The following is a 24,437-nucleotide window of genomic DNA, read 5'->3' on the forward strand; positions in this document are numbered from 1 at the left end:
GGCGTAAGGGCTTTGCCTACATTTCCAGGCGCTTGAGCGCGGCGACATCGGCCTGGATCTGCTCCAGTTCGTCCTCGTCCAGCGGTATCAGGCCCTTCTCCAGCAGGTAGCCGTCTTCACCCATGGCGCGCTCGGAGGTAAATTCCAGCGCATACTCCTGTATGCCAGGTATGCGGCCCACGTGAGCCGCCTTGATGTAGAAATAAAGCGGACGCGATACCGGGTAGTCCCCATCTGCAATCGTGTCGAAGGTCGGCTCCACACCGCCGATCATCGATCCCTGTACCTTGTCGCCGTTTTCCTCGAGGAAACTGAAACCGAAGATACCCAGGGCCTCAGGATTGGCCTCGAGCTTTTGCACGATCAGGTTGTCGTTCTCGCCGGCCTCGATGAAGGCACCGTCCTCGCGCACAGAGTAAGCGATGGTCTTGAAGATATCCTTACCTTTCGGTGGCTTGCCTTTGCTCTCTTCATAGGATGTGTACACGCCCGCCGGGATACCCAGCGCAGCCATTGCCGACTTGATTTCATCTGCCTGCTCGGCGCCAAGGCCACGCAGTGCTTTCAGGGCAGGAATCTGCTGCGCGCCACCGCCCAGGGCCAACTCGGCAAAGGCATCACGCGTACCCGAGGTTGGCGGGGGACCCAGCACCTCGATCGGCGTGGCCGGCAATGCCGGGTTGATGTCTTTCCAGTTCTTGTAGGGATTGGCTATCAACTTGCCATCCGGTCCGGGCACGTCCTTGGCCAGCGCCATGTAGAGTTCTTTCAGGCTGAGGCTCAGCTTTGGCGCCTGGCGGGAGTTGGCAATAGCAATGCCGTCGAAACCGACTAGTACTTCCACCACGTCGGTTACGCCATTTTCCTGGCACTGGTCATACTCGCTCTTCTTGATGCGGCGCGACGAGTTGGTAATGTCAGGAGTGTTGGCACCGACACCTTTGCAAAACAACTTGAGACCGCCACCGGAACCGGTGGACTCAATCTTGGGGGTTTTGAAGTCGGTAGAGCGCCCGAAGCGTTCGGCGACGACCGTCGCAAACGGATACACGGTGGAAGAGCCGACGATGCTGACGTTATCGCGGCCCTGCGCCTGTACACTGCCGATCTGGGTCATTCCTACAGTGAGCGCCAAGGCGCCGATGATCTGCTTATTCACGTGAGTAGAGCTCCCTTAGAACCTGAATTGCCACGCTGTATTACGCGTGATTGCCGGCCAGTCTAGGGACCAATTGTTACGGGAATATTACAACGGCAAGTATTTGAAATTATTGATGATTTTGGAAACTGTAAGCATCGCGGACCTATTGGTCGCTCACCTTGTCCATGAATTCCTCAATGGAGCGCTGATGCCTGACATCCTGGCCTCGCACAAGGTAGATAACGTGCTCGGCGATATTCGAGGCGTGGTCGCCGATTCGCTCGAGGCTGCGCAGGGCCCACATCTCATTGAGTATGGCCCCGATGTCCCGCGGATCCTCCATCATGAACGTCACCAGTGAGCGCATGGCACTGCCATACTCCCGGTCGACTTCCGTATCCTCCTGCACCACTTCCACAGCCAGCTCCATGTCGAGACGCGCGAATGCATCCAGTGACTTGCGCAACATTGTGGCCACGTGGCTGCCGATGCGACGGATCTCTATGTAGTTGGTGGGTGACACATTCTCTTCCGCAAGCCGGATACCCTGGCGCGCGATCTTGGCTGCTTCATCGCCGATGCGCTCGACATCCGTGTTCACCTTGATGACGGTCATCACCAGGCGCAGGTCGCTGGCGGTGGGCTGGCGGCGGGCGATAATGGTCGAACACTCATCATCGATGCGCATCTCCATCTGGTTGACCTCGTGGTCACGATTGATGATTTCCTCCGCCTCACCAGTGTCCCTGGCAACGAGTGCCGCCACGGCGGCATTGAGCTGCTTCTCTACCTTGCCGCCCATTTCCAGCAACTGGTTCTTGATGCCCTCCAACTCGGTGTTAAAGCGCTCGGATATGTGCTGCTTGTGGTCGTCCTGTCTCAACATGCCTGCATGTCTCCCGTGTTCTCCGCGGCCATAGGGAACAGTAATTTAAAGGTACTGCCCCGCCCCAGGGTACTGTCAATATTCAGTTGTGCGCCATGCGCCGCGGCCACGTGCTTGACGATAGCCAGGCCAAGCCCGGTACCCCCGGTACTGGAAGAGCGGCTGTCATCCACCCGGTAAAATCGCTCAGTCAGACGCGGTATGTGATGCGCATCAATACCGATGCCCTCGTCCTCTACCGCAAGGCAGTAGCGGCCATCCTCACAGCTGGCGGATATGGTCACAGCACCGTCCTCGGGGCTGTATTTAAGCGCGTTGTACACGAGGTTCGAGACCGCACTGTAAAGCTCCCGGTAATCTCCACGAATCTTCTCCCGGCAATCGATCTGCAAGCGCAAAGTGCGTTCCGGATGGGCATTCGCGACCTCTTCGCGCAGTTCCTCCAGCAGCCCTGTCATATCGACAAGATCATGTTTTTGCTGCCCCTCCGTGGTCTCGATTCGCGATAACCACAGCAGGTCCTTGAGCAGGTTTTCCATGCGCACGGCCTGCCCTTCCATCTGCCGCATGGCACGCTGGTAAGGCGCGGGCATCTGGTCCACACCCGCCAGCATGGTACCGAGATAACCCATGATCACGGTCAGCGGCGTGCGCAACTCATGTGAAACGTTGCCGACGAAATCTCGACGCATCTGTTCAGTGCGCACCCGGTCGGTTACGTCGCGGATGAAAAGCAATATATCACCTTCGGCAAACCGCGTGATGATAACCTGCAGGTGGCGCCTGACCTGGCCGCTGGTTTCGAACACCAATGGCTCAGTGTAACTTCCGGCATGCAGGTACTCGTTGAATTCCGGCTCGCGCACGAGATTGGTGATAGCCCGACCGGTATCATCAGGGTAACGCAGGCCAAGGAAAGTCTGCGCTGCTTCATTGCACCAGCGTATGCCGCCACCCTCCTCCACGATCACCACACCGTCACGCATGGCGGCAAACGAGTCGAGCAGGTAATCCACGGTTGACTGCAAGCGTTCCTCGGTCTCTGCGGCCACCCGCTGCTGCTTGTAGACCCGCGCAACCAACTCCGCCCAGATGCCATGCACATCCGGTGGCGGCCTGGTGCTGTCCTGCAGCCAGCGCTCAATACGCCAGATCTGGTGGCTCCAGAAAAACAGGATCAACAGGGACGCGGCGGTAAGTCCGACCAGCGCACTACCCAGATACCAGCCCAGCACGCCGCCAGCGGCCACCAGCGCAAGCATTCTCGTTATCGCAGCCAGCCACTCCATGTGCGTCGCTTAAAGCTCCTACAAACCGCGCGAGGAAAAGCGATAACCTGTCCCGCGCACTGTCTGTATCAATCCACTGTAATCCGCTTCGTCCCTTTGCAGGGCCTTCCGCAAGCGCCTGATATGCACATCGACGGTACGCTCTTCCACGTACACGTTGGCACCCCAGACCTGGTCCAGCAGCTGGCCCCGGGTGTAGGCACGCTCCGGGTGTGACATGAAAAACTGTAGCAGGTTGAATTCAGTCGGCCCCATATCCACTGGTTCATCACCAATGTAGATTCGCCGGCTGTCACCATCCAGTACCAGCCCGCTCACCTCCAGGCGGCCCTGCTCCTCACCAGCACCTGAGCGGCGCAACAGGGCCCGCACCCTCGCTATCAACTCCCGTGGTGCGAAAGGCTTGGTGATGTAGTCATCGGCACCGACATCGAGCCCCTGGATCACGTTGTCTTCAGCGGTCTTCGCAGTCAGCATGATTACCGGTACTTCGCGGGTGCTGTCATCGCGCTTCAGGCGGCGCAGCAGTTCCAGTCCGCTACCACCTGGCAACATCCAGTCCAGCAACACCATGTCCGGGCGCTTGTCGATGACCTGCGTATAGGCCTGCTGGATATTCTCAGCTTCTATGCAATTGTATTCGGCTATTTCCAGCGCCATACGCAACATATCGCGTATAGCCGACTCATCATCGACGATCAGAACCGTTCGTTCAGACATACTTCACACTTTCCTTCATTCTTACGAATGCAGGTATTAGATGATGAAATTGTGACAATTAAATGACAAATCACGCTGGAATGCGAACAGAATGCACTGTCCGCTCGTTTCCCTTCAATAACCAGCGCTTGGCCACAAAACAACGAGGTGACTCGTTGCCCTGCCTGCCGGGGATCACTCGCTCAACGCAGACTGGCGTTGATGTTCTTCAGCATCTGGTTGCCGGGACACAAATCTTCGGCGCCCAGCGTGTTCAGCGGTCGCCGTGATGTCTCCATGACGTCATGCAGGTCTCTGGAGTCCCTGTCCATGTAGATGAGCCCGGTGAGAATATCGCCCGCAGTGCGGTGCTTCTCCATCGCAATCAATGCCGAGGTGCGATCAAACGGGTTCATCTCTTCCTCCATCTTGTAGAGATGTACGGTCGAGCCGTCATGCATGGTCACTTCGTGACTGAATCCGGGTTCGTAGTCGGTGGTAATTTCCTTCTGCATGGGCACAAAGTCAACGGTTCCAGTGGCCTCGGCATGTTCACGCACAAATTCGTAACTCTTGGTGGACCCGGGGTTGTTATTGAAGGTCACGCAGGGTGACACCACATCGATGAAAGCAAAGCCGCGATGGCTGATTGCGGCCTTGATCAGCGGCACCAGCTGTTGCTTGTCACCGGAAAAACTGCGCGCCACAAAGGTCGCGCCCATTTGCATGGCCGTCGCGCACAGGTCAATGGCGGAATAAATGTTGGCATCGCCTTTTTTACTCACCGAGCCCTCGTCCGCGGTGGCGGAATCCTGGCCCTTGGTCAGCCCGTAGCAGCCGTTGTTCATGACAATGTAGACCATGTTCAGGTTGCGGCGCGCGACGTGCGCAAACTGGCCCATACCAATGGATGCCGTGTCGCCATCGCCGGAAACACCGAGATAGAGCAGGTCGCGATTTGCCATTGCCGCACCGGTAGCTACCGAAGGCATACGCCCGTGCACTGAGTTGAAGCCGTGTGACTTGCCCAGGAAATAGGTAGGCGCCTTGGAGGAACAGCCGATACCGGACAACTTGGCAATCTTGTGCGGTTCTATAGAAAGCTCGTGGCAGGCCTTGACGATGGCGCCGGAAATCGAATCGTGACCACAGCCCGCGCAAAGCGTGGATATCGACCCTTCGTAGTCGGCACGGGTATACCCCAGGTCATTGACTGGCAATTCGGGATGACGAAATTTCGGTATCTGGTAACTCATGTTTTATTCCCCGCCTGAACTGGCGACTTTGGTACGGTGCAGTGGCTCAACTTCGCCCCCGTCCAGATGCAGATTAATCTGTTTCTTGATGTTCCGCGCGCTGATCGGGGTACCGTCGAAGCACAGTACAGATTTCAGCTTGTCGGGGCCGAATTCGAACTCGGCCATCAGCAGTGTGCGCAACTGCGCATCGCGGTTCTGCTCGATCACGAACACCTGTTCATGCTCCTCAATGAATGACTTGACCTCATGGTTGAAGGGGAAAGCGCGCACTCGCATCGCGTCCATGTGCACACCTTCCTTGGCGAGGTAGTCCAGCGCTTCACGGGAAGACTCTTCACTGGTGCCGAAGTACAGCACCGCGACATCGGTTTCCTGTGCGGCTTTGACTACTTCGGGCCCAGGTACATATTCCTTGATCGTGTCCCACTTGCGCATCAGGCGCAGCATGTTCTCTTCGTACTCCTCGCCCTTCTCGGTGTACACGGCTTTCTCATCCCGCGAGGTACCCCGGGTAAAGAAGGCCCCGCGATCTGGGTGAGTGGCCGGGTAGGTGCGATAACAGATGGCATCACCGTCCACATCCATGTAGCGGCCAAACTCCTTGCCGGCTTCTAGCTCTTCTGCGGTCATGACCTTGCCGCGATCGTATTCGCGCCCATCTTCCCATTCCAGCGGAGCAGACATGTTGTCGTTCATGCCCAGATCGAGGTCCGTCATGACGATAATCGGTGTTTGCAGCCGCTCGGCCAGGTCGAATGCCTGCGCGCCAAAATCAAAGCACTCCTTGGGCGTCGACGGAAACAGCAACACCTGCTTGGTGTCACCGTGTGAGGCGTAGGCCGTTGAGAGGATATCTGACTGCTGGGTGCGCGTCGGCATTCCCGTGGACGGACCCGCCCGCTGCACATCAAACAGCACGGTAGGAATTTCGGCGAAGTACGCCAGGCCCAGGAATTCACTCATCAGTGACACGCCGGGGCCACTGGTCGCGGTGAACGATCTCGCCCCGTTCCAGCCGGCGCCAATGACCATGCCAATCGCGGACAGTTCATCCTCCGCCTGCACGATGGCGTAGTTCTTGCGGCCGGTGCCCGGATCGATGCGCACCCGGCGCGCGTATTTTTCGAAGGCGTCAACCACCGAGGTAGACGGCGTGATCGGGTACCACGCAGCCACCGTCGCACCACCGTATACGGCACCGAGGCCGAGTGCGGTATTGCCGTCCAGCAGTATTTTGTCACCGACCGCATCCGCCGTTTGCACACGAATACCGATCGGGCAATCAAAATGATTGCGCGCATACTGGTTGCCCAGTTCCAGGGCGTGAATATTGGGAAGGATCAGCTTTTCCTTACCTTTAAACTGGTCCGCCACCAGATCTGTGAGCACTTTGAAATCCATGTCCAACAGCGCCGCCAGCGCGCCCACGTAGATCACATTCTTGAACAACTGGCGCTGTCTCGGGTCCTGGTATTCTTCGTTACAGATACGCGTGAGCGGAATACCGATGATGTTGACGTCATTGCGTACCAGGCGCAGATCGAGAGGCTTGGTATTGTCGTAGATAAAATAGCCGCCCGGCTCAACCTCCTGGATATCCTGCGCCATGCTCTGTGGATTGACTGAAAGAGCGATGTCGATACCGCCGCGCCGGCCCAGGTAGCCCTCCTCGCTCACCCTCACCTCGTACCACGTGGGCAGGCCCTGGATATTGGAAGGGAAAATATTTTTCGGACTGACGGGCAGCCCCATACGGAACAGCGCCTTGGCAAACATGTTGTTGGCACTGGCAGAACCGGTGCCGTTAACGTTGGCAAATTTGATAACGAAGTCGTTGACGGATTCGAGTTGCTTCATGGATTACTGCCCCGCCGTGGTGACATGGTAGAGGAATTTTTGCATGTCCCAGGCCGATGTGGGGCAGCGTTCAGCGCAGAGTCCGCAATGCAGGCAGACATTTTCGTCTTTAACCATCACCCGGGTGGTGGGCAGGTCAGCTGATACGTAGAGGTCCTGGGCCGTATTGCCAGCGGGGGCAGTCAGGCGTGTACGCAGTTCCTCCTCCTCCCCGTTGGCGGTGAAGGTAATGCAGTCGGTAGGACAGATATCCACGCAGGCGTCGCACTCGATACAGCGCTTCTCTTCAAACACGGTCTGCACGTCGCAGTTGAGGCAGCGCTCTGCCTCCTTGTACCCGGTATCCGCATCAAAGCCCAGCTCCACCTCCATCTTGCGATCGGACAGTGTTTTCTCCAGCGGCGCCAGCGGCACGATATAGCGTTGATCCGACGCCACTGCGTTGTCATAACTCCATTCGTGCACGCCCATTTTCTGGCTTGCAAGCGTGACCCCGGGGGGTGGTCGTTCTGACACCGGCTCACCGCGACAGAACTTGTCAATGCTGATAGCCGCCTGGTGACCGTGCGCCACCGCCGTGATGACGTTCTCCGGCCCGAAGGCCGCGTCGCCGCCGAAGAAGATCCTGTCGTTGGTGGATTGGAAAGTGACCGGGTCCACAACGGGCATATCCCATTTGTCGAACTCAATGCCCAGGTCTCTTTCTATCCACGGGAAGGAGTTTTCCTGGCCGATGGCCATCAACACCACATCAGCCTCCATGAAAACCAGCGGCTCCCCGGTAGGCACCAGGCTGCGTTTGCCGTCATCGTCGTAGCGAGCTTCTACTTTTTCGAAATGCATGCCCTTGAACTCGCCATCCTCGACCACGAACTCTTTCGGTACGTGGTTGTTGTAGATGGGGATGCCCTCGTGCATGGCGTCTTCTTTTTCCCAGGGCGATGCTTTCATATCCTCGAACGGACTGCGCACCACCACCCTGACATCCTCGCCGCCGAGACGTTTGGACGTGCGACAGCAGTCCATGGCGGTGTTGCCGCCACCCAGAACCAGCACACGAGGCTCGATCTTGTCGGTATGCTCGAAGGCGACGCTGGCAAGCCAGTCGATGCCGAGGTGAACATGTTCCGCGGCGTCTTCCAGGCCAGGAAGATTCAAGCCCTTACCGCGGGGCGCGCCAGTGCCCACAAAAATGGCGTCGTAGCCTTTATCCAGTACTTCCCGCAGGCTCTCAACCCAGACATCAAAGGTGGCATTGATATCCATGTCGAGGATGTAGTTGACCTCTTCGTTAAGTACTTCTTCCGGCAGGCGAAAGGAAGGTATCTGGCTGCGCATCATGCCACCACCGGCAAACTGGTTGTCATAGACATCGATGCTATAACCCAGCGGTGCGAGGTCGCGTGCGACGGTCAGCGAAGCGGGACCGGCGCCGATCAGCGCAATGCGCTTGCCATTTTTCTGCTGCGGAACCGTCGGCAGCCTGTCGCGGATATCGGATTTGTTATCGGCAGCGACACGCTTGAGGCGACAGATTGCGACCGGTTCATCCTCTACCCGGCCGCGACGGCAGGCCGGTTCACAGGGGCGATCGCAGGTGCGCCCGAGCACACCGGGAAAGACGTTCGACTGCCAGTTGATCATGTAGGCATCATCGTAGCGTTCCGCCGCGATCAGGCGAATGTACTCCGGCACCGGTGTGTGTGCGGGGCAGGCATACTGGCAATCGACTACTTTGTGGAAGTACTCTGGATCTTGGATATCGGTTGGTTTCACGTTGAGGCTCTTCAGTCGCTTTGGCGACGCGGCAACATGCGCGTCACAAACGTTGAAGATTGTTGCACATGTGTATCAGCAATGCATCAGGCCCGCAGTATAGAAAACGTTACTTATCCGTGACTTATGCACGTTTTCGCATAAGTAACAGTAATACCCCATATGTGTTCAGGGTTAACTTTTACCAGCCAAAGAACCAGCCACGTTTTTTCAGCGACGCTTCGCAGCCATGCAACTGCTGGCGATAACTGCCGGCCCTGCGCTCGACTTTGCGCGCCACCTGCTTCAACCAGTCCTTGTTGCGATAGGATCCGCGGCTGTAGCCGCCGTTGCCTTCGTGATAAGCGAGGTACAACCGGTAGGTGTCCTGCTTGCTAATGCCGTTGCGGCGATTGGATCGGTGGTTATACCAGCCGATGAAATCAATCGCGTCGGCAAAGTCGTCGCGGTCTGCGCCATAATTGCCGGCGCCGCGCTTGTACTCTTTCCATGTGGACTTCTTGGCCTGGCTGTAACCGTAGGCATCAGAGGGACGCGGCCCGGGAATGAAACCGAATATTTTCTTTCGCGGCGGCCGCGCCTTGGCAACGAAGCGCGACTCCTGGTGCATGATCGCCATGGCAACTGGAATGGGGCTGCCCCAGTTATCCCGGGCATCGGCGGCATCGTCATACCAGCCCCGTTTTTCCTCGAAGATAGCGCAGATGTTCTCCACGTTGGTGGGTGGAGAGGTGGTGCAGCCAGCCAGCAACAGGGCAATGACGAGCAGCGCAAGGCGCGTCACGGTGTCATCCCGTGGGAGCCAAGCAGCTCGATAAAGCCCGCCTCGTCGATGACCTCGATGCCCAGCTCGCGGGCTTTGGTCAATTTCGATCCGGCACCGGGGCCGGCGACCACGCAATGGGTTCGTGCCGATACGCTGCCGGCGACCTTGGCACCCAGCTGTTGTAGCAGCGCCTTGGCCTCATTGCGCCCCATTTCCTCGAGCTTGCCCGTAACCACCCAGGTCTGCCCCGCCAACGGCAAGGCATCAGCCGGCACCACATCCAGGTCCGGCCAGTGCATACCCAAATCCCTGAGCTCTGCTGCCAGCGCCATGCTGTCACTGGAATCGAAGAACTGGCGCAGGTGATCTGCCACCACCGGCCCCACGTCGGCCACCTCCAGCAACTGTTCCTCCGACGCAGCAACCAGTGCATCCCAGGAGCCAAAGTGCCTTGCAAGGTTTGCCGCTGTCGCCTCGCCCACCTCGCGTATGCCCAGGGCGAAGATGAAACGCGGCAAGGTGGTGCTTTTGCTTTTCTCAATAGCGGCCAGCAGGTTGTCCGCAGATTTCTCGCCCATCCGCTCCAGCGCCAGCAGCTGATCCTTTTGCAGGCGGTACAGGCTGGCGACGCTCGCCACCAGGCCCTCATCCACCAATTGCTCGACCAGCTTGTCACCCAGCCCTTCAATATCCAGGGCGCGTCGCGAGGCAAAATGCTTGATCGCCGCTTTCTGTTGTGCCGCGCAGACCAGGCCACCCATACAGCGTATTACTGCCTCGCCTTCAAGCCTCTCTGTGGGCGAACCGCAAACGGGGCAGCGGCTGGGAAATTCAATCGGACGGGCGTCCTTTGGTCGCCTTTCCGCCACCACTGACACCACCTGGGGGATGACGTCCCCGGCGCGGCGCACGACAACGGTATCGCCTACCTGCACCCCAAGGCGCTCAATCTCGTCACGGTTGTGCAGGGTCGCATTACTGACCGTGACACCGCCGACGAATACCGGCTCCAACCTCGCCACCGGCGTCACGGCACCGGTGCGCCCCACCTGGAATTCCACGTCCAGCAGCCGCGTCATCTGCTCTTGCGCGGGAAACTTGCGCGCGATGGCCCAGCGCGGTGACCGGGAAATAAATCCCAGGGCCTGCTGCTGGTCTATGCGGTTAACCTTGTAAACGATGCCGTCGATATCGTACGGCAAGGCATCGCGCCTGGCCGCCAGGTATTCGTAATACTCCTCGCAGGCCGCTATCCCCTCCACCACACGGGCCTCGTTATTTATGCGCAGCCCCCAGGCATTGAGTTGCTGCAGCACAGCGGACTGCTCAGGCGGCAACTCCCCCTCCTCCACCTGGCCCACGCCGTAACAGCACATTTCCAGGTTGCGGCGGGCGGTAATGCGAGCATCGAGCTGCCTGAGGCTCCCTGCTGCCGCGTTGCGCGGGTTCACGAAGGGCTTGCTGCCCTCCGCTCGCGCCTGTTCATTCAACTGCTCGAAGCCAGCGCGGGGCATGTAGACCTCACCGCGAACCTCCAGTACGCCGGGATAGTCGCTGCCGCGCAACTGCAGGGGAATGGAGGGAACGGTGCGCACATTGTGCGTGATGTCCTCACCGGTGCGACCATCACCGCGGGTGGCGCCGCGAACGAGCACGCCATCGCGGTACAGCAGGCTTACCGCAATACCGTCGAGCTTGGGCTCACAACTGTAGGGGATGGGCGCGGCGGAATCACCGAGACGGTCGAGCAGGCGGCGCTCAAAAGCGGCCAGTTCGTCAGCGTCAAAAGCGTTGTCCAGTGACAGCATGGGCACTTCATGGGCGACCTGGCTGAATTGCTCCAGCGGCGTGGCACCCACCCGCTGGGTGGGCGAATCTGGCGTCACCAGCTCCGGGTGATCCTGCTCCAGCTGCTGCAACGCGCGCAACACACGATCGTATTCCGCATCGGGGACGCTGGGGTCGTCCAGCACATAATAGCGATAGTTCCACTCACGCAACTGCTGGCGCAACTGCGCCGCTTGCGCGTCTGTATCGGTATCGCTCACGGGGGTTTTCCGCTCAGGAGGTCCTGGCCATCATCCGGCGCTCGAGGTCACGAATCTGCTGCCGACAGTGATCCAGCGTTTGCTTTGTCAGCACGCTGCGTGATTCATCCAGCACATCACCGCCCAGGTTGCGCGCTACCGCCTGGGCCGTCTCGAGCATGTAATCGAAGGCCTTCATCATGTCCTCAGGCCCCGGCAGGGTAAGGAAAAACACCAGGCCGGGTGTATTGAAGTCAGACATGTTATCGATGTCGAACACGCCGGGCTGCATCATATTGGCAACGCTGAACTGAATTGCGCCCTTGCCAGCCTCGAACTCGTGACGGTGGAAGAAGTTCATGTCTCCGAAGCGCAAATCACAGGCCAGCAGAATATGCAGTATGTCCTCGCCCTTGAACCCCCTGGCGTCGCGCGCCATCACGTTGAGCATAAAGACTTCCGGCTCCACATCCCTGGGCAGTTTCCCGGGACTGGCCTGCTCGCTAGCCTGTTGATCGACGGTTCGATCTGCACCCATGCCATCGAGCCAGTCGAGGTTTTCTACACCCTGCTCATCCGCCGACAGCCCCGCCAACAGCTCATCGCCCTGCTCTTCAGCCACCGCATGGTGAGCGGCGCTCGAGTCCTCGGTAGCGGGCTCTGTCTCCGTCGTTGCGCTCGCCTCGTTCTCGGCCTGCTCATCGGAGAAATGCCCTGCGGCCTTGAGCAGATCGCCACGCCTGACCACGCGGGCGCCGCCGTTGGGCAGTTCCTTCAGCCAGGACAGGTCCTCGTCTTCCTCGGCACCCGCCACTTCCTCCTGTGGTGCCAGTTTTACCTTCACCCGGGAGTATTTGTCACTGCGCACCCTGCGCCAGGCATCAAGCAGCACCGCCGTGATCAGCAGCACACCTATAATGACCATCCAGTCCCGTACGGTTAACTCCGACATTACCTCGACCTATCAGCTTGCCGCCAGTTCGGCGGCTTCGTCCACATCGACTGTCACCAGGCGAGAAACGCCCGGTTCGTGCATGGTAACACCCATTAGTTGATCTGCCTGTTCCATGGTGATCTTGTTGTGGGTAATGAAAATGAACTGCACCTTCTCCGACATTTCCTTGACCATGCGGGCATAGCGCGCGGTGTTGGCGTCATCCAGCGGTGCATCGACCTCGTCCAGCATACAGAATGGTGCCGGATTGAGCTGGAAAATGGAAAACACCAGCGCGATGGCGGTCAGGGCCTTCTCACCGCCGGAAAGCAGGTGAATGGTGCTGTTTTTCTTGCCCGGTGGCCTCGCCATGATAGCGATGCCGGTATTGAGCAGGTCGTCTCCCGTCATTTCCAGGTAGGCACTGCCACCGCCGAAGACGCGCGGGAACAGCTCCTGTAAACCACCGTTGACCTGGTCGAAGGTTTCCTGGAAGCGATTCCGCGTTTCCTTGTCGATCTTGCGGATGGCATTCTCGAGCGTGTTGAGTGCTGTCTCCAGATCCTCGTTCTGCGCATCGAGATAGTTCTTGCGCTCGGACTGCAGCGTGTATTCGTCAATCGCAGCGAGGTTGATCGGGCCCAGCCTGGCAATGCGGCTGGCAATTTTCTCCAGCTGACGCTGCCACTCGGCTTCGGAGGCTTCTTCAGGCATGCTCGCCAGCACCGCGTCGACATCCTGCTCGGCTTCCTGCAGCTGGCGCTGTATGTTCTCGCGCTGCACCTGCAGTGTTTGGCCGTTGATGCGCTGCTGCTCCAGTTCATTGCGCACGGACTCGGCGCGATGCTCGATACCGGCGCGTTGCTGCTCGAGCTCACGCAGGCTGTGATCGATTTCGGCGACCGACTGGCGTGCCTCGGTCAGCTCTCCTTCGGCCTGCAGGCGCAACTCCAGTTGTGCCTCCAGCTCGGTCTGCAGGCCCTCCAGCGGATTGTCGTTATCGTGGACATTGCGCTGCAGTGCCTCGCGGCGCTCACGCAGCTGGGCGACCTGGCTGTTGGTACGATCGATGGATTCTCGCATCGAGCTCAACTGCGTCTGCAATGACTGGTGACGCATGGCGGCGCGATGCGCCACATCCTTGTCATGCCTGGCCTTCTGCCGGCAGGTATCGAGCTGACCGCGAGTTTCGTCGCGAACCGAAAGCAGTTCCTCGCGCCGATGGGAATCGCTATCCATGGATTCAATCGCCTCGGCCAGCAACTGCCTGGCCTCGGCTACTGACTCCTGCTCCTGCCTGAATTGCTCACGGGCTTCCTGCAGGTCGGTATCGAGACGCTCGCGACGGGCGGTCAGCTGCTCTACCCGCGCCTGCAGTGCGGAAAGCTGCGAGCTCAATTCGGCATGCTCGCGCGTGGCACCCTGCAACTCGCGCTGCGCGGCCTGGCGCGCGTCTTCAAGTTCCTTCAGCTCGCGCTCGGCGCGCTGCTGCGCCAGCTCCAGTTCCTGCTCGCGATCACTGGCGGCGGCGAGGTCCTGTTCAAGCTGCTCGAGCTCCTGCTGGCGCTGGATCACGCCACCGTGCTGTTGCGCCAGGCGCGTAATCCGTAACCAGTTCGGGCCCAGCCAGATCCCCTCTGGCGTAATAACCGATTCGCCGGCTGACAGACCGGGGCGCAGGGCCATGGCCTCGGCCAGGTCATTGGCCACTTTCACGCCACGCAACAGGGCGTCGGCCCTGCCACCACTCTGTACTTTGGACGCCAGGTACTGTGGCGATACCGGCGCCTGCGCCGCCGACTCGAGTAGTGCCAACTGGCCCTGCTCCAGGCTGCCCAGCATCTGCCCGAGCTCACCGAGATTGTCCACGCACACCGCCTGCAGGTAGTCACCGAGCACGGTTTCCACGGCCAGCTGCCAACCATCATCCACCTGCAACTGCTCCAGCAGGCGGGGCTTGTCCGCCAGTTGCTGCGCCTGCAGCCACTCACCCACTTCGGCGCTGCCGTCTTCCATGGCCGCCTGCTGCAACGCCTCCAGGGAGGCCTGGCGCCCGCGGAGTTGCTGCAGGCTGGAACGCACCGCGTTGAGCTCTGTCGACAGCCGGCTGCTGCGCTCCCGCGTCGCCGATATCTGTTCCACGGCTTGCTCGGCGCTGCCTTCGTGTGTCGCCATGATCATCTCGACTTCGGCCAACTGTTCGGCCAATGTCTCCATCTCGCCGTCATCTGGCCCGGGAGCCAGGGCCGACTGCTCTTCTTCCAGCTGGCGCGTACGCCCCTGGATACGCTGCAATACCTGCTCCAGGTGCTGGATGCGCGACTGCTGAACCTCCGCCTGCTGGCGTGGTTCGGCCGCATGCTGGTTGAACTCATCCCACTGGTTCTGCCAGGCATGCATGGCGTCTTCGGCCTGCAGCAGCGCCTCTGCGCTGGCCTCCTCTACGGCCTGCAGCATTTCCAGCTCAGGCGCCAGTGCTTCCATTTCCTGCTCCCAGCCAAGCAGCTTGTCGCGATCGTCACCGAGGTGGCTCTCGGCCTGCTCCAGCGAATCACTGGTCTGCTGCAGGTCTTCCGCCAGCTGCCGACTGCGCTCCTGCTGGTGCTTGATGGTCTGCTCGATACGCGCCACTTCGGAACCCAGCGAGTAGTAGGTCGCCTGCACCTTGTTGAAGGTGTCGGTGCGATCCGCATGCTCGACCCGCTGTTGTTCTATCGCCGTATCGACCTGCTGATGCTCTGCGTGTACCGCTTCCAGTTTGACTTCCAGTTCACCAATGGCCTGGGTGACCGCTCTTACCTGACCGTCCAGTTGCGCCCACTGCAGCGCCAGCAACTGTGCCTTGTAGCGCCGTTCTTCTTCTTTAAATTCGCTGTACTTTTCCGCCGCCTGGGCCTGGCGTTGCAGGTGCTGCAGCTGGCGATCCAACTCATCGCGCAGGTCCGTCAGCCGCTCGAGGTTCTCCAGGGTGCGGCGCATGCGGCTCTCTGTTTCCTTGCGCCGCTCCTTGTATTTGGAGATGCCCGCCGCCTCCTCGATAAAGATGCGCAACTCCTCGGGCTTGGATTCAATCAGCCTGGAGATCATGCCCTGTTCGATAATGGCGTAACTGCGCGGGCCGAGGCCGGTACCGAGGAAAATATCGGTAATATCCCGCCGCCGGCACTTGGTGCCATTGAGGAAATACTCCGACTGCCCTTCCCGGGACACGGAGCGGCGGATGGATATCTCTGCGTAGCTGGCATACTCACCGCCGACGCCGCCGTCGTGGTTGTCAAAAACCAGCTCGATCGAGGCCTGACCTACCGGCTGCCGGTTAACCGATCCGTTGAAGATGACATCGGTCATGGACTCGCCGCGCAGGTTCTTGGCGGAGCTCTCGCCCATCACCCAGCGCACGGCATCGATGACATTGGATTTACCGCAGCCGTTGGGGCCCACGACAGCGCACATATTGCTGGGGAAATTGACGGTCGTAGGGTCGACGAAAGATTTGAAACCCGCCAGCTTGATAGACTTTAGTCGCATTTAACTTTAACTACCCGCTATATCTTGCTGTTTTTTATATGTTTATCCGGGTTTTCACCAAAAAACACCCCAACCCGGGACCACAAGATGTAGTGTATAGACTTTAATCAGGCAACACTATGCCCCGACCAAAAAAAGCGCGAAATTTAGCTTTTGCTAGCCCCGTCAGCGGCCTTGAGCACGATCGTCACGGCTGTTTCGGAGCTGTCGGGCACCAGCGGGCCGGCGCGACCAAGCCAGGTGGCGTTGGCTTCACCAGGGCGCCCCTCGGGCGACACCTGCACCACCACCAGCACCGATTCCGCTGTGGAGAGCTTCTGCCCCGCCATGGAGTGACTGTCGTCGAGGCGCAAGGTTGCAGGCAGATCGGCCCCGCGCAAGCGCTGCACCGCTATGGGCATACGGCTATCGCTATCGGCATGGCGCGCCAGCACAAATACAGTATCAGAGGCTGCAACGCTGGCACCTTCGGGCAGCGAGACCGACACCGTCACGCCAGGCGACGTCGCTGCATCGGTGCCGGGCGGCTCATTGGCGGCCACGCTGGCGGCCGGCGCAGCGTCGGCTGCCGCAGCGACGGCTGGCGCAGCGACGGCTGCCGCAGCGTCACCGAGTTTTTCACGCGCGCTGTCGATGATACCGCTGATCATGCGCCGGGTTTCGGAGCCCGGCGGCTCTACTGCCAGCAGCCGTTGCCAGTACTCGATGGCCGCCCGGTACTGGCCCTGTTCGTAAGAGGCCATTCCCAGCAGGCCCAGCGCCGTGCGCTGATGTGGGTCAATGGCAAGCGCCTGTTCTGCCCGCAGCCTGGCACTGTCATCCAGCACACGGCCGGCAGCGAGATAGCGCGCCTGGGCAGCATAGGCCAGCGCCGCCGCATCTTCCGGCACCGCCTGAATCAGCTCATCGTAAGTCTCTGCAGCACGGGTGTAGTCCTGTGCGCCCATGTAGAAGCGCCCCAGCATGGCCACGTAGTGAAGGTTATCGGGGCGCTGCTGTGACCGCTTCTCGATCGCCAGCATCAGGGCGTCCATGTCCTCGGCGGTGCTGTTTTCATCCAGCGCCTGCAGTTCCCGGGCGATGATCACGTCGCGGGCACCACCGAGCTGGAAATACACCACTACGCTGAACAGCACTACTACTGGCAGCAGAATCCAGGCCGCAAAGCGCTGGCTGCCGCCGCCGGCATTGCTTTTCGCCGGCACCTGTTCGTCCTCGAGCAGCCTCAGTTGAGCATCTGCCGCCAGCGAATCGTTGCCCTCCTCAGCGAGTTCCTGCTGACGCAGGCGGTACCATTCCAGGTTGGCGCGCTCGAGGTCTTCATCGGTCGTGCCGTCACGCCGCTTCGGTGGCAGCAGGTAAAACAGGCCGCTTAACGCCAGCAACAGGGCGCATACGCTTAAAAACAGGGTCATTCGCTATCGGCCTTTTTCATCAATTCCCGCAGACGCTGTTGTTCTGCATCGGTCAATTCACTCGCGGAAGCAGCGCCCTCCGTAGCGCCGGGCTGGCGACGGTCGCGCAGCGTCACCATGGCGATTACGACACCGAGGATCAGCAGTATGATCGGCGCCAGCCACAGCAACGCGGTGGCACCGCTGAAGCGCGGCCGGTAGCGAACGAATTCGCCGTAACGGTCCACCATGTACTGTCGTATCTCTTCATCGCTGGCGCCCTGTTCCAGTTGCTGGTGCAGCAGCTTGCGCAGGTCCTGGGAAATGGGGGCATTGGAGTCGGCGATATTCTGGTTCTGGCACTTGGGGCAGCGCAGTTCGGCACTGAGTTCCTGGTAGCGCTCTTCCAGCTCAGGCTCGGTGAACTCGTAGGTCTCTATTACCGCCCTGGAGGGGGCAGCCGCCAGCACGGCGGCAAGCAGCAGGGAAACGAGCAGCGCCTGACGCATCATCCTCTTTCCCCGCCTTGCAGCTGCACATAAATGGGCTGCAGCACCGTAGTCCACACGCGCTCATCCACGACGCCAACGTGCCGGTAACGCACGACGCCCTCGGCATCGACCAGGTAGGTTTCCGGTGCGCCGTACACGCCGAGGTCCAGGCCCAGCGTGCCCTCACGGTCGGCAATATTGGCGATGTAGGGATCGCCCAGTTGCTGCAACCAGCGCAAGGCCGCTGCGTCTTCGTCCTTGTAATTGATACCGTAAATGGCCACGCCCTGCTGCGCCAGTTCCGTCAGGTAGGGGTGCTCAACACGGCAGGAAACACACCAGGTCGCCCATACGTTGAACAGGGCCACCTCGCCGGTCACCGCCTGCCGATCAAGGGTCTCGTCGCTACCCAGAGCCGGCAAGGTAAAGGCCGGGAACGGCTTGTCGATTAATGCCGAGGGCAACTCCTTGGGGTCCAGTGACAGGCCGCGCATCAGGAACAGCGCCAGCACGCCGAACAGGATCAGGGGCAGGAACAGCTTTAACCTAGCTGGCATACTGCACCTCGCGCGCCGCGGTGGCAGCGCGGCTGCGCTGGCGCCGGTAGCGCTTATCCAGGGCCGTGGTCAGCCCGCCAACCGCCATGAATATGGCACCCAGCCACATCCAGCGCACCATCGGCTTGTAATGCAGGCGGATCGCCCAGGCGCCTTCCTCACCTATCGGCTCACCCATGGCCACGAACAGGTCGCGGAACAGGCCGGCATCAATCGCGGCCTCAGTCATTACCGATCCGCCCGCCAGGTAGCGCCGCTTCTGCGGCGCGAGGTTGGCCACCACCTCCCCGTCACGGGTCACTTCGAAGCGCGATTCATCGGCCACGAAGTTGGGGCCGCGCACCTGGGCCACCTCAAGGAAACGAAACTCGTATCCGGCCACGGTATCGGTATCGCCCGGGGACATTTTCAGGTCGTGCTCGATGGAATACTGGCTGGTGGCGACAACACCGATAATACAGGCGGCAAAGCCCAGGTGTGCCATCACCATACCCCAGTAGCTCGGCGTAAGCCGACCGAGTTTGCGGGGGAAACCCGAGATCCCGCCGATGCGGAACCAGATATCCCGCAGTAGCCCGAATACCAGCCAGGCGGCCAGCAGCACGGCCAGCGCCACCCAAAGGTTGTAGTCGGCGCCCAGTAGCGGCAGGGTCGCTGCACAAACCACGGCAGCGATGCCGGGCAGCATCAGTTCCGCTTTCCAGCGCTGGGTGTCGTCGCGCTTCCAGCGCGAAACCGGACCGAAGCCCATCAACGGCGCCAGTAGCGCCATCAAGGGCACGAATACGGCGTTGAAATACGGCGGTCCGACTGACACCTTGCCCATGCCCAGGGCGTCCACGATCAAGGGGAACAGGGTGCCGAACAACACGGTCAGGGTGGACACCAGGAAGACGATGTTGTTGAACAACAGCAGGGACTCGCGCGATACCCAGGAAAAACTGACGCGACTGCTCACGGCGGGCGCACGCAGGGCGTACAGCGTCAGCGACCCCCCCACCACGATGGCCAGGAACACCAGGATAAACATACCCCGCGCGGGATCCGTGGCGAAGGCGTGCACCGAGGTCAGCACGCCGGAGCGTACCAGGAAGGTACCCAGCAGACTCAGTGAGAACGCGAATATCGCCAGCAGCACGGTCCAGCTCTTGAACAGACCCCGCTTTTCGGTCACGGCCAGGGAATGGATGAGCGCGGTACCCGCCAGCCACGGCATAAAGGAAGCATTTTCCACCGGGTCCCAGAACCACCAGCCCCCCCAGCCCAGCTCATAGTAGGCCCACCAGCTACCCAGCATGATCCCCAGGGTCAGGAACGCCCACGCCACGTTGGTCCACGGGCGTGACCAGCGCGCCCAGGAGGCGTCCAGGCGCCCGCCGAGGAGCGCGGCGATAGCGAAGGCGAAGGCCACAGAAAAGCCGACATAGCCCATGTACAGCAGCGGCGGGTGAATAATCAGCCCGGGATCCTGTAACAACGGGTTGAGGTCATTGCCGTCAGCCGGGACGCTTGGCAACAACCTGGCAAAGGGGTTGGAGGTGAACAGCGAGAAGGACAGGAAGCCAACACCCACGGCGCCCATCACCGCCAGCACTCGCGACAGCACCAGCAGCGGCAGCTGCGGACTGAACAGCGCCACGGCTGCTGTCCACAGGCACAGGATCAGAGACCACAGCAGCAGCGAGCCTTCATGGTTGCCCCAGAGGGCGGAGAACTTGTAAATCGCCGGCAACAGGGAGTTGCTGTTATTCGCCACCACCGCCACGGAAAAGTCGTCCTGCAGGAAAGCAGTGGCGAGGCAGACAAAGCTGATGCCAACAAACACCAGTTGCCCAATGGCCAGCCTGGGAGCCAGGGCCATGGCGTGCGAGTTGCGTTGCCAGGCGCCCCATGCCGGCACGATAGCCAGCAGCAGGGCGAGTGCGAGGCCGATTATCAGGGCAAAGTGCCCCATCTCGGGAATCATTGCTTCACCCCTTTATGGTCGTAGCCGGATTGCTCCAGGGCCTCCAGCACTTCCGGTGGCATGTAGTTTTCATCGTGTTTGGCCAGCACCTCGCTCGCCACCAGCACGCCGTCCTCACCCAGCTTGCCCGAGGCCACAGCGCCCTGCCCCTCGTCAAACAGGTCCGGAAGGATGCCCTCATAAACCACCGGCACCGAGGCTTCGAAGTCGGTGAGCATAAAGCGCACCTCGAGACTATCGTCGGCCCGCTGCACACTGCCTTCGGCCACCATGCCACCTACGCGAATAGCCTGGCCCACGGGCGCGTTGCCCTGGGCCACTTCCGCGGGTGGGTAGAACAGGTTTATATTGCCACGCATGGCATACGCTACCAGGCCTATGGCGGCGCTGGAAAAGACGATAATAAAAAGAACCAGGTACAGGCGTTGTTTACGAACCGGATGCATGAGTATCCCCTTCTACGGCAGTGGGACTATGACTTGGAGCGCCGCGCTCGCGGCGAAGTTCCCCGGCCAGCTGCGCCAGCAGCTTTTTCTGGCGCCTCCGCGGGGCGATCAGCAAGGCCACGATGACGACCAGGGTTATGGCATAGGCAGCCCATACGAAGCCACCGTGGCCATCCATATACAGCAGCGCTTCCAGGCTGTCGAAATACATCAGTTGCCCTCCCCCGCGGCCAGTTTCCGCACCCACTTGGTGCGGCGCTCGCGCGACAGGATCTCGCTGCGCATGTTCATAAGCAGCGCGCAGGTGAACAGGGCGTAAAAGCAAATGATCATCAGCAGCAGCGGATAGAGCATGCTCGGGTGTATCGTCGATTCACCGGTGAACTTGATGGATGCTGGCTGGTGCAGGCTGTACCACCAGTCCACGGACTTGTAGATGATGGGGATATTTACGGTACCCACCAGGCTCAATACGGCGCAGGCCTTGCTTGCGGCTTCCTTGTTGTCGTAGGCCTCGTACAGCGCAATCACACCGAGGTACAGGAACAGCAGTATCAGCATGGAGGTGATACGCGCATCCCAGACCCACCAGGTGCCCCAGGTCGGCTTGCCCCAGATGGCACCCGTTACCAGCGCGACAAACGTCAACGCGGCACCGATGGGCGCGCAGGACTTCATGGCGATATCCGCCATTTTCATTTTCCAGATCAGGCTCACCGCGCCGGCTGTTGCCATCACGTAATAGCCAGCCAGTGCCACCACGGCTGAGGGCACGTGTATATAGATAATGCGGTAGCTGTTGCCCTGGCGAAAATCAGGTGAGGTGTACAGCAGGCCCCAGACCGCGCCGACCACAAGCCCCAGTAGCGTCAGCGGCAACAGGTAACGGAGGATGGATCCGGAGATACCATACAGCCAGGGGGGAGAGCCGAGTTTATGGAAGAAGGTCCACATAGCGGCGGCAATTATACAGGGGCCCCGGTTGCGAACAACCGGTAGCAACGTGGGGCTATTGGGCCAGTATCAGGCATCTACACTTATCCTCAATCCGGCGGCGGTGGCAATCGGCGCCAGGGCAATCGCCAGCGATAACATGGCGCCAAGAATGGCGAGGTAGGGCCCCGCCGGTGCGCCGTCCACGGCGGCCTTGACCGCCGCCGTGCCGAAGATTAATACGGGCATATACAGGGGCAGGATCAGCAGCGAAATCAGCATGCCGCCACGCTTCAGGCCCACGGTGAGTGCGGCGCCTATGCCCCCCACCAGGCTGAGCACGGCGGTACCCAGCAGCAGGCTGAAGAACAGCGCCGCGATCCCCGCTACCGGCAGGTTCAGCATCAGCGCGAACACGGGTGACACCAGCGCCAGCAACAGGCCGGTCACCAGCCAGTGAGCGCAGACGTAGGCGAACACGGAAAAATACAGGGGCTGGGGTGAAAGCAGCAACTGTTCGAGGCTGCCATCATCAAAATCACTGCGGAATACGGCATCCGAGGTCAGCAGATTCGAGAGCAAGGCGATGATCCACAGTATTCCCGGAGCGAAATCTGCCAGCCGGTCCGGGGCCGGGCCAAGACCGAGCGGAAACAGCGCCACTACCATGGCAAAGAATAGCAGGGGGTTACCTATCTCCACCGGTCGGCGCACCGCCAGCACCAGCTGGCGGCGCAAAAGACGCATACAGAATGCCGGCACCGAGGGCGCGCTCATGTGCGGATTCCCAGGCTGAGGTCCAGGCTGTGTACCGGGTGATCAATGGCCAGCGACTGGTGTGAAGTCAGTACCACGGCACCGCCCGCTGCAACGTGCCTGGCGAACAGCGCCTCCAGTTCGCGGACGCCCTGCACATCGATCGCGGTGTAGGGTTCATCGAGTATCCACAGGGGACTGGTAGAAAGGTACAGCCGGGCCAGGTTGACCCGGCGATGCTGTCCGGCGGAGAGCGCATGGCTGGGCACATCTTCATAGCCAAACAGGCCCACGCGGGCCAGCGCGTCGTCGATCTGCTCCTCGCTGTAGCGGCTCTCTCCGGCAACATGCCAGGCCAGGTTCTCGCGCGGCGTCAGCAGGGCCTTGACCGCACTGTGGTGCCCGAGATAAAGCATCGGCGCATGCCGGCTCACAGTGCCCCGGAAACCATAGCGCGAGAGGCCGGAGAGGATGCGGATGAGACTGGTCTTACCGGCGCCGTTTTCGCCCTCGATACGCACGATTTGCCGCGCATGAATGCGAAAGCTGAGTCCGTCGAAGAGCTGTCGCCCGCCGCGTTCCAGCGACAGCGCATCTGCGACCAGCAGGGCTTCGCTGTGAGCGTGATCGGTCAGAGGTTCACCACGTTCACGACGGGTATGTGCAGGTCAGTATCCACCTGCTCGGCGCGCAGGTTGCTGAAGTCAAACAACTCTCGATCCGCAAGCTGGGACGGCGCCACGTTGCGGATACTGCGAAAGATCGTCTCGGTGCGCCCCGGGTATTCGCGCTCCCACTGGGCAAGCATCTTTTTGACCTGGACGCGCTGCAGGTTCTCCTGTGAGCCACACAGGTTGCAGGGGATAATCGGAAAGGCCTTGTACTGGGCGTATCGAGCCAGGTCCTTTTCCTTGCAGTAGGCCAGCGGCCTGATCACCACGTTGCGCTTGTCGTCGGATAGCAGCTTGGGCGGCATGGCCTTGAGGCTGCCACCAAAGAACATGTTCAGGAACAGGGTCTCGACAATATCGTCGCGATGGTGCCCGAGCGCGATCTTGCTGGCGCCGATGTCCTGGGCAAAACCGTACAGGCTGCCCCGGCGCAGGCGCGAACACAGGCCACAGGTAGTCTTCCCCTCCGGCACCACTTCCTTGACGATGCTGTAGGTATCTTTTTCCAGGATGTAATACGGCACACCCAGGCCCTCGAGGTACTCGGGCAACACGTGTTCAGGAAAACCGGGCTGTTTCTGGTCAAGATTGACCGCCACCAGCTCAAAACTGACGGGAGCGGAATGCCGCAGGTTGAGCAGGATGTCCAGCATGCCGTAGGAGTCCTTACCGCCGGAGAGGCACACCATGACCTTGTCGCCCTCCTCGATCATGTTGTAATCGACGATGGCGTTACCCACGTTGCGCCGCAGACGTTTCTGCAGCTTGTTGAACTCGGTTTTTTCCTTGCGTGACAGCTGGTGCACGATGTTTGCCGTTAGTGCTTGATTTGGCGCGCATTTTACTGGTTAGCCAGTGCTCCAGTCCAGCAGTGCGGGCGCTTTCGTTCCCGGTAATCCGGCCGCCGTCGGGGCCAGCACGCCAAAACGGCCACAAGCTACGCTGATTTTCCAGCCCGTCGCGTAACTCGGTCAGCGGTTGCTGCGCGCAACCGCTCCCAGACCTCAGACATCCCCGACGGACAGCCACTGGAAAATCCGCTGCGCAAAAAGCGGTGGCCT

Annotated in this window: 21 protein-coding genes; all 21 read right to left on the reverse strand. The window is 60.3% G+C overall.

Annotation, left to right across the window (positions count from 1 at the left end; genetic code table 11):
* Window positions 1–16 precede the first annotated feature (16 nt).
* The 21 genes from F0M18_RS19075 to ttcA all read right to left on the reverse strand — a co-directional run bounded on the left by F0M18_RS19075 (window position 17) and on the right by ttcA (window position 24,182).
* Window positions 17–1,159, reverse strand: coding sequence for a substrate-binding domain-containing protein (locus F0M18_RS19075; protein ID WP_223178019.1), 1,143 nt, complete (start codon window positions 1,157–1,159; stop codon window positions 17–19).
* Window positions 1,160–1,304: 145 nt separating this feature from the next.
* On the reverse strand, window positions 1,305–2,027 hold the full coding sequence (gene phoU / locus F0M18_RS19080; RefSeq protein WP_149613061.1) for a phosphate signaling complex protein PhoU: 723 nt from the start codon (window positions 2,025–2,027) through the stop codon (window positions 1,305–1,307).
* Window positions 2,021–3,316, reverse strand: a complete 1,296-nt coding sequence (gene phoR / locus F0M18_RS19085) for a phosphate regulon sensor histidine kinase PhoR (RefSeq protein WP_149613062.1) — start codon at window positions 3,314–3,316, stop codon at window positions 2,021–2,023. Before phoR ends, phoU begins: the two co-directional genes overlap by 7 nt.
* An 18-nt stretch (window positions 3,317–3,334) precedes the next feature.
* On the reverse strand, window positions 3,335–4,036 hold the full coding sequence (gene phoB / locus F0M18_RS19090; RefSeq protein WP_149613063.1) for a phosphate regulon transcriptional regulator PhoB: 702 nt from the start codon (window positions 4,034–4,036) through the stop codon (window positions 3,335–3,337).
* Between the two features lie 182 nt (window positions 4,037–4,218).
* Entirely contained in the window at window positions 4,219–5,271 is a 1,053-nt protein-coding gene (locus F0M18_RS19095) for a 2-oxoacid:ferredoxin oxidoreductase subunit beta (RefSeq protein ID WP_149613064.1), read from the reverse strand.
* Window positions 5,272–5,274: 3 nt separating this feature from the next.
* The gene (locus F0M18_RS19100) at window positions 5,275–7,131 is read right to left on the reverse strand and encodes a 2-oxoacid:acceptor oxidoreductase subunit alpha (protein WP_149613065.1); all 1,857 of its coding nucleotides are present in this window, start codon (window positions 7,129–7,131) and stop codon (window positions 5,275–5,277) included.
* Between the two features lie 3 nt (window positions 7,132–7,134).
* On the reverse strand, window positions 7,135–8,907 hold the full coding sequence (locus F0M18_RS19105) for an FAD-dependent oxidoreductase (protein ID WP_149613066.1): 1,773 nt from the start codon (window positions 8,905–8,907) through the stop codon (window positions 7,135–7,137).
* Between the two features lie 181 nt (window positions 8,908–9,088).
* Window positions 9,089–9,691, reverse strand: a complete 603-nt coding sequence (locus tag F0M18_RS19110; RefSeq protein ID WP_223178020.1) for a transglycosylase SLT domain-containing protein — start codon at window positions 9,689–9,691, stop codon at window positions 9,089–9,091.
* Window positions 9,688–11,721: an NAD-dependent DNA ligase LigA gene (gene ligA / locus F0M18_RS19115; protein WP_149613067.1), complete on the reverse strand. Its 2,034-nt coding sequence runs from the start codon at window positions 11,719–11,721 to the stop codon at window positions 9,688–9,690. The genes F0M18_RS19110 and ligA overlap by 4 nt, the downstream gene beginning before the upstream one ends.
* 13 nt (window positions 11,722–11,734) lie before the next feature.
* On the reverse strand, window positions 11,735–12,652 hold the full coding sequence (gene zipA / locus F0M18_RS19120) for a cell division protein ZipA (RefSeq protein WP_149613068.1): 918 nt from the start codon (window positions 12,650–12,652) through the stop codon (window positions 11,735–11,737).
* Between the two features lie 12 nt (window positions 12,653–12,664).
* Window positions 12,665–16,162 carry a chromosome segregation protein SMC gene (gene smc / locus F0M18_RS19125; protein WP_149613069.1) on the reverse strand — a complete coding sequence of 1,166 codons (3,498 nt, stop codon included), beginning with the start codon at window positions 16,160–16,162 and terminating at the stop codon, window positions 12,665–12,667.
* Window positions 16,163–16,308: 146 nt separating this feature from the next.
* Window positions 16,309–17,577, reverse strand: coding sequence for a c-type cytochrome biogenesis protein CcmI (gene ccmI / locus F0M18_RS19130; RefSeq protein WP_149613070.1), 1,269 nt, complete (start codon window positions 17,575–17,577; stop codon window positions 16,309–16,311).
* Window positions 17,574–18,068 (reverse strand): cytochrome c-type biogenesis protein, encoded by a 495-nt coding sequence (locus tag F0M18_RS19135; protein ID WP_149613071.1) that lies wholly within the window; start codon window positions 18,066–18,068, stop codon window positions 17,574–17,576. The genes ccmI and F0M18_RS19135 overlap by 4 nt, the downstream gene beginning before the upstream one ends.
* Window positions 18,065–18,604 (reverse strand): DsbE family thiol:disulfide interchange protein, encoded by a 540-nt coding sequence (locus F0M18_RS19140; protein ID WP_149613072.1) that lies wholly within the window; start codon window positions 18,602–18,604, stop codon window positions 18,065–18,067. Before F0M18_RS19140 ends, F0M18_RS19135 begins: the two co-directional genes overlap by 4 nt.
* A complete protein-coding gene (locus F0M18_RS19145) occupies window positions 18,594–20,570 on the reverse strand; it encodes a heme lyase CcmF/NrfE family subunit (RefSeq protein ID WP_149613073.1) in 1,977 nt (658 codons plus the stop codon). The genes F0M18_RS19140 and F0M18_RS19145 overlap by 11 nt, the downstream gene beginning before the upstream one ends.
* Complete coding sequence (gene ccmE, locus F0M18_RS19150) at window positions 20,567–21,016, reverse strand: cytochrome c maturation protein CcmE (RefSeq protein WP_149613074.1); 450 nt, start codon at window positions 21,014–21,016, stop codon at window positions 20,567–20,569. The genes F0M18_RS19145 and ccmE overlap by 4 nt, the downstream gene beginning before the upstream one ends.
* On the reverse strand, window positions 21,000–21,227 hold the full coding sequence (gene ccmD, locus F0M18_RS19155; protein ID WP_149613075.1) for a heme exporter protein CcmD: 228 nt from the start codon (window positions 21,225–21,227) through the stop codon (window positions 21,000–21,002). Before ccmD ends, ccmE begins: the two co-directional genes overlap by 17 nt.
* A complete protein-coding gene (locus tag F0M18_RS19160) occupies window positions 21,227–21,970 on the reverse strand; it encodes a heme ABC transporter permease (protein ID WP_149613076.1) in 744 nt (247 codons plus the stop codon). Before F0M18_RS19160 ends, ccmD begins: the two co-directional genes overlap by 1 nt.
* Window positions 21,971–22,039: 69 nt before the next feature.
* On the reverse strand, window positions 22,040–22,726 hold the full coding sequence (ccmB, locus tag F0M18_RS19165) for a heme exporter protein CcmB (RefSeq protein WP_149613077.1): 687 nt from the start codon (window positions 22,724–22,726) through the stop codon (window positions 22,040–22,042).
* A complete protein-coding gene (gene ccmA, locus F0M18_RS19170; protein ID WP_316839423.1) occupies window positions 22,723–23,340 on the reverse strand; it encodes a cytochrome c biogenesis heme-transporting ATPase CcmA in 618 nt (205 codons plus the stop codon). Before ccmA ends, ccmB begins: the two co-directional genes overlap by 4 nt.
* The gene (gene ttcA / locus F0M18_RS19175; protein WP_149613079.1) at window positions 23,337–24,182 is read right to left on the reverse strand and encodes a tRNA 2-thiocytidine(32) synthetase TtcA; all 846 of its coding nucleotides are present in this window, start codon (window positions 24,180–24,182) and stop codon (window positions 23,337–23,339) included. Before ttcA ends, ccmA begins: the two co-directional genes overlap by 4 nt.
* Window positions 24,183–24,437: the final 255 nt, after the last annotated feature.

This window comes from Pseudohalioglobus sediminis (assembly GCF_008370495.1).
Lineage (GTDB): Bacteria > Pseudomonadota > Gammaproteobacteria > Pseudomonadales > Halieaceae > Halioglobus.

Bases quoted from the DNA above. Each gene is read 5' to 3' on its own strand.
- phoU (WP_149613061.1), bottom strand. From the start codon at position 2,027: ATGTTGAGACAGGACGACCACAAGCAGCACATATCCGAGCGCTTTAAC.
- phoR (WP_149613062.1), bottom strand. From the start codon at position 3,316: ATGGAGTGGCTGGCTGCGATAACGAGAATGCTTGCGCTGGTGGCCGCT.
- phoB (WP_149613063.1), bottom strand. From the start codon at position 4,036: ATGTCTGAACGAACGGTTCTGATCGTCGATGATGAGTCGGCTATACGC.
- F0M18_RS19095 (WP_149613064.1), bottom strand. From the start codon at position 5,271: ATGAGTTACCAGATACCGAAATTTCGTCATCCCGAATTGCCAGTCAAT.
- F0M18_RS19100 (WP_149613065.1), bottom strand. From the start codon at position 7,131: ATGAAGCAACTCGAATCCGTCAACGACTTCGTTATCAAATTTGCCAAC.
- zipA (WP_149613068.1), bottom strand. From the start codon at position 12,652: ATGTCGGAGTTAACCGTACGGGACTGGATGGTCATTATAGGTGTGCTG.
- smc (WP_149613069.1), bottom strand. From the start codon at position 16,162: ATGCGACTAAAGTCTATCAAGCTGGCGGGTTTCAAATCTTTCGTCGAC.
- ccmI (WP_149613070.1), bottom strand. From the start codon at position 17,577: ATGACCCTGTTTTTAAGCGTATGCGCCCTGTTGCTGGCGTTAAGCGGC.
- F0M18_RS19135 (WP_149613071.1), bottom strand. From the start codon at position 18,068: ATGATGCGTCAGGCGCTGCTCGTTTCCCTGCTGCTTGCCGCCGTGCTG.
- F0M18_RS19140 (WP_149613072.1), bottom strand. From the start codon at position 18,604: ATGCCAGCTAGGTTAAAGCTGTTCCTGCCCCTGATCCTGTTCGGCGTG.
- F0M18_RS19145 (WP_149613073.1), bottom strand. From the start codon at position 20,570: ATGATTCCCGAGATGGGGCACTTTGCCCTGATAATCGGCCTCGCACTC.
- ccmE (WP_149613074.1), bottom strand. From the start codon at position 21,016: ATGCATCCGGTTCGTAAACAACGCCTGTACCTGGTTCTTTTTATTATC.
- ccmD (WP_149613075.1), bottom strand. From the start codon at position 21,227: ATGTATTTCGACAGCCTGGAAGCGCTGCTGTATATGGATGGCCACGGT.
- F0M18_RS19160 (WP_149613076.1), bottom strand. From the start codon at position 21,970: ATGTGGACCTTCTTCCATAAACTCGGCTCTCCCCCCTGGCTGTATGGT.
- ccmB (WP_149613077.1), bottom strand. From the start codon at position 22,726: ATGAGCGCGCCCTCGGTGCCGGCATTCTGTATGCGTCTTTTGCGCCGC.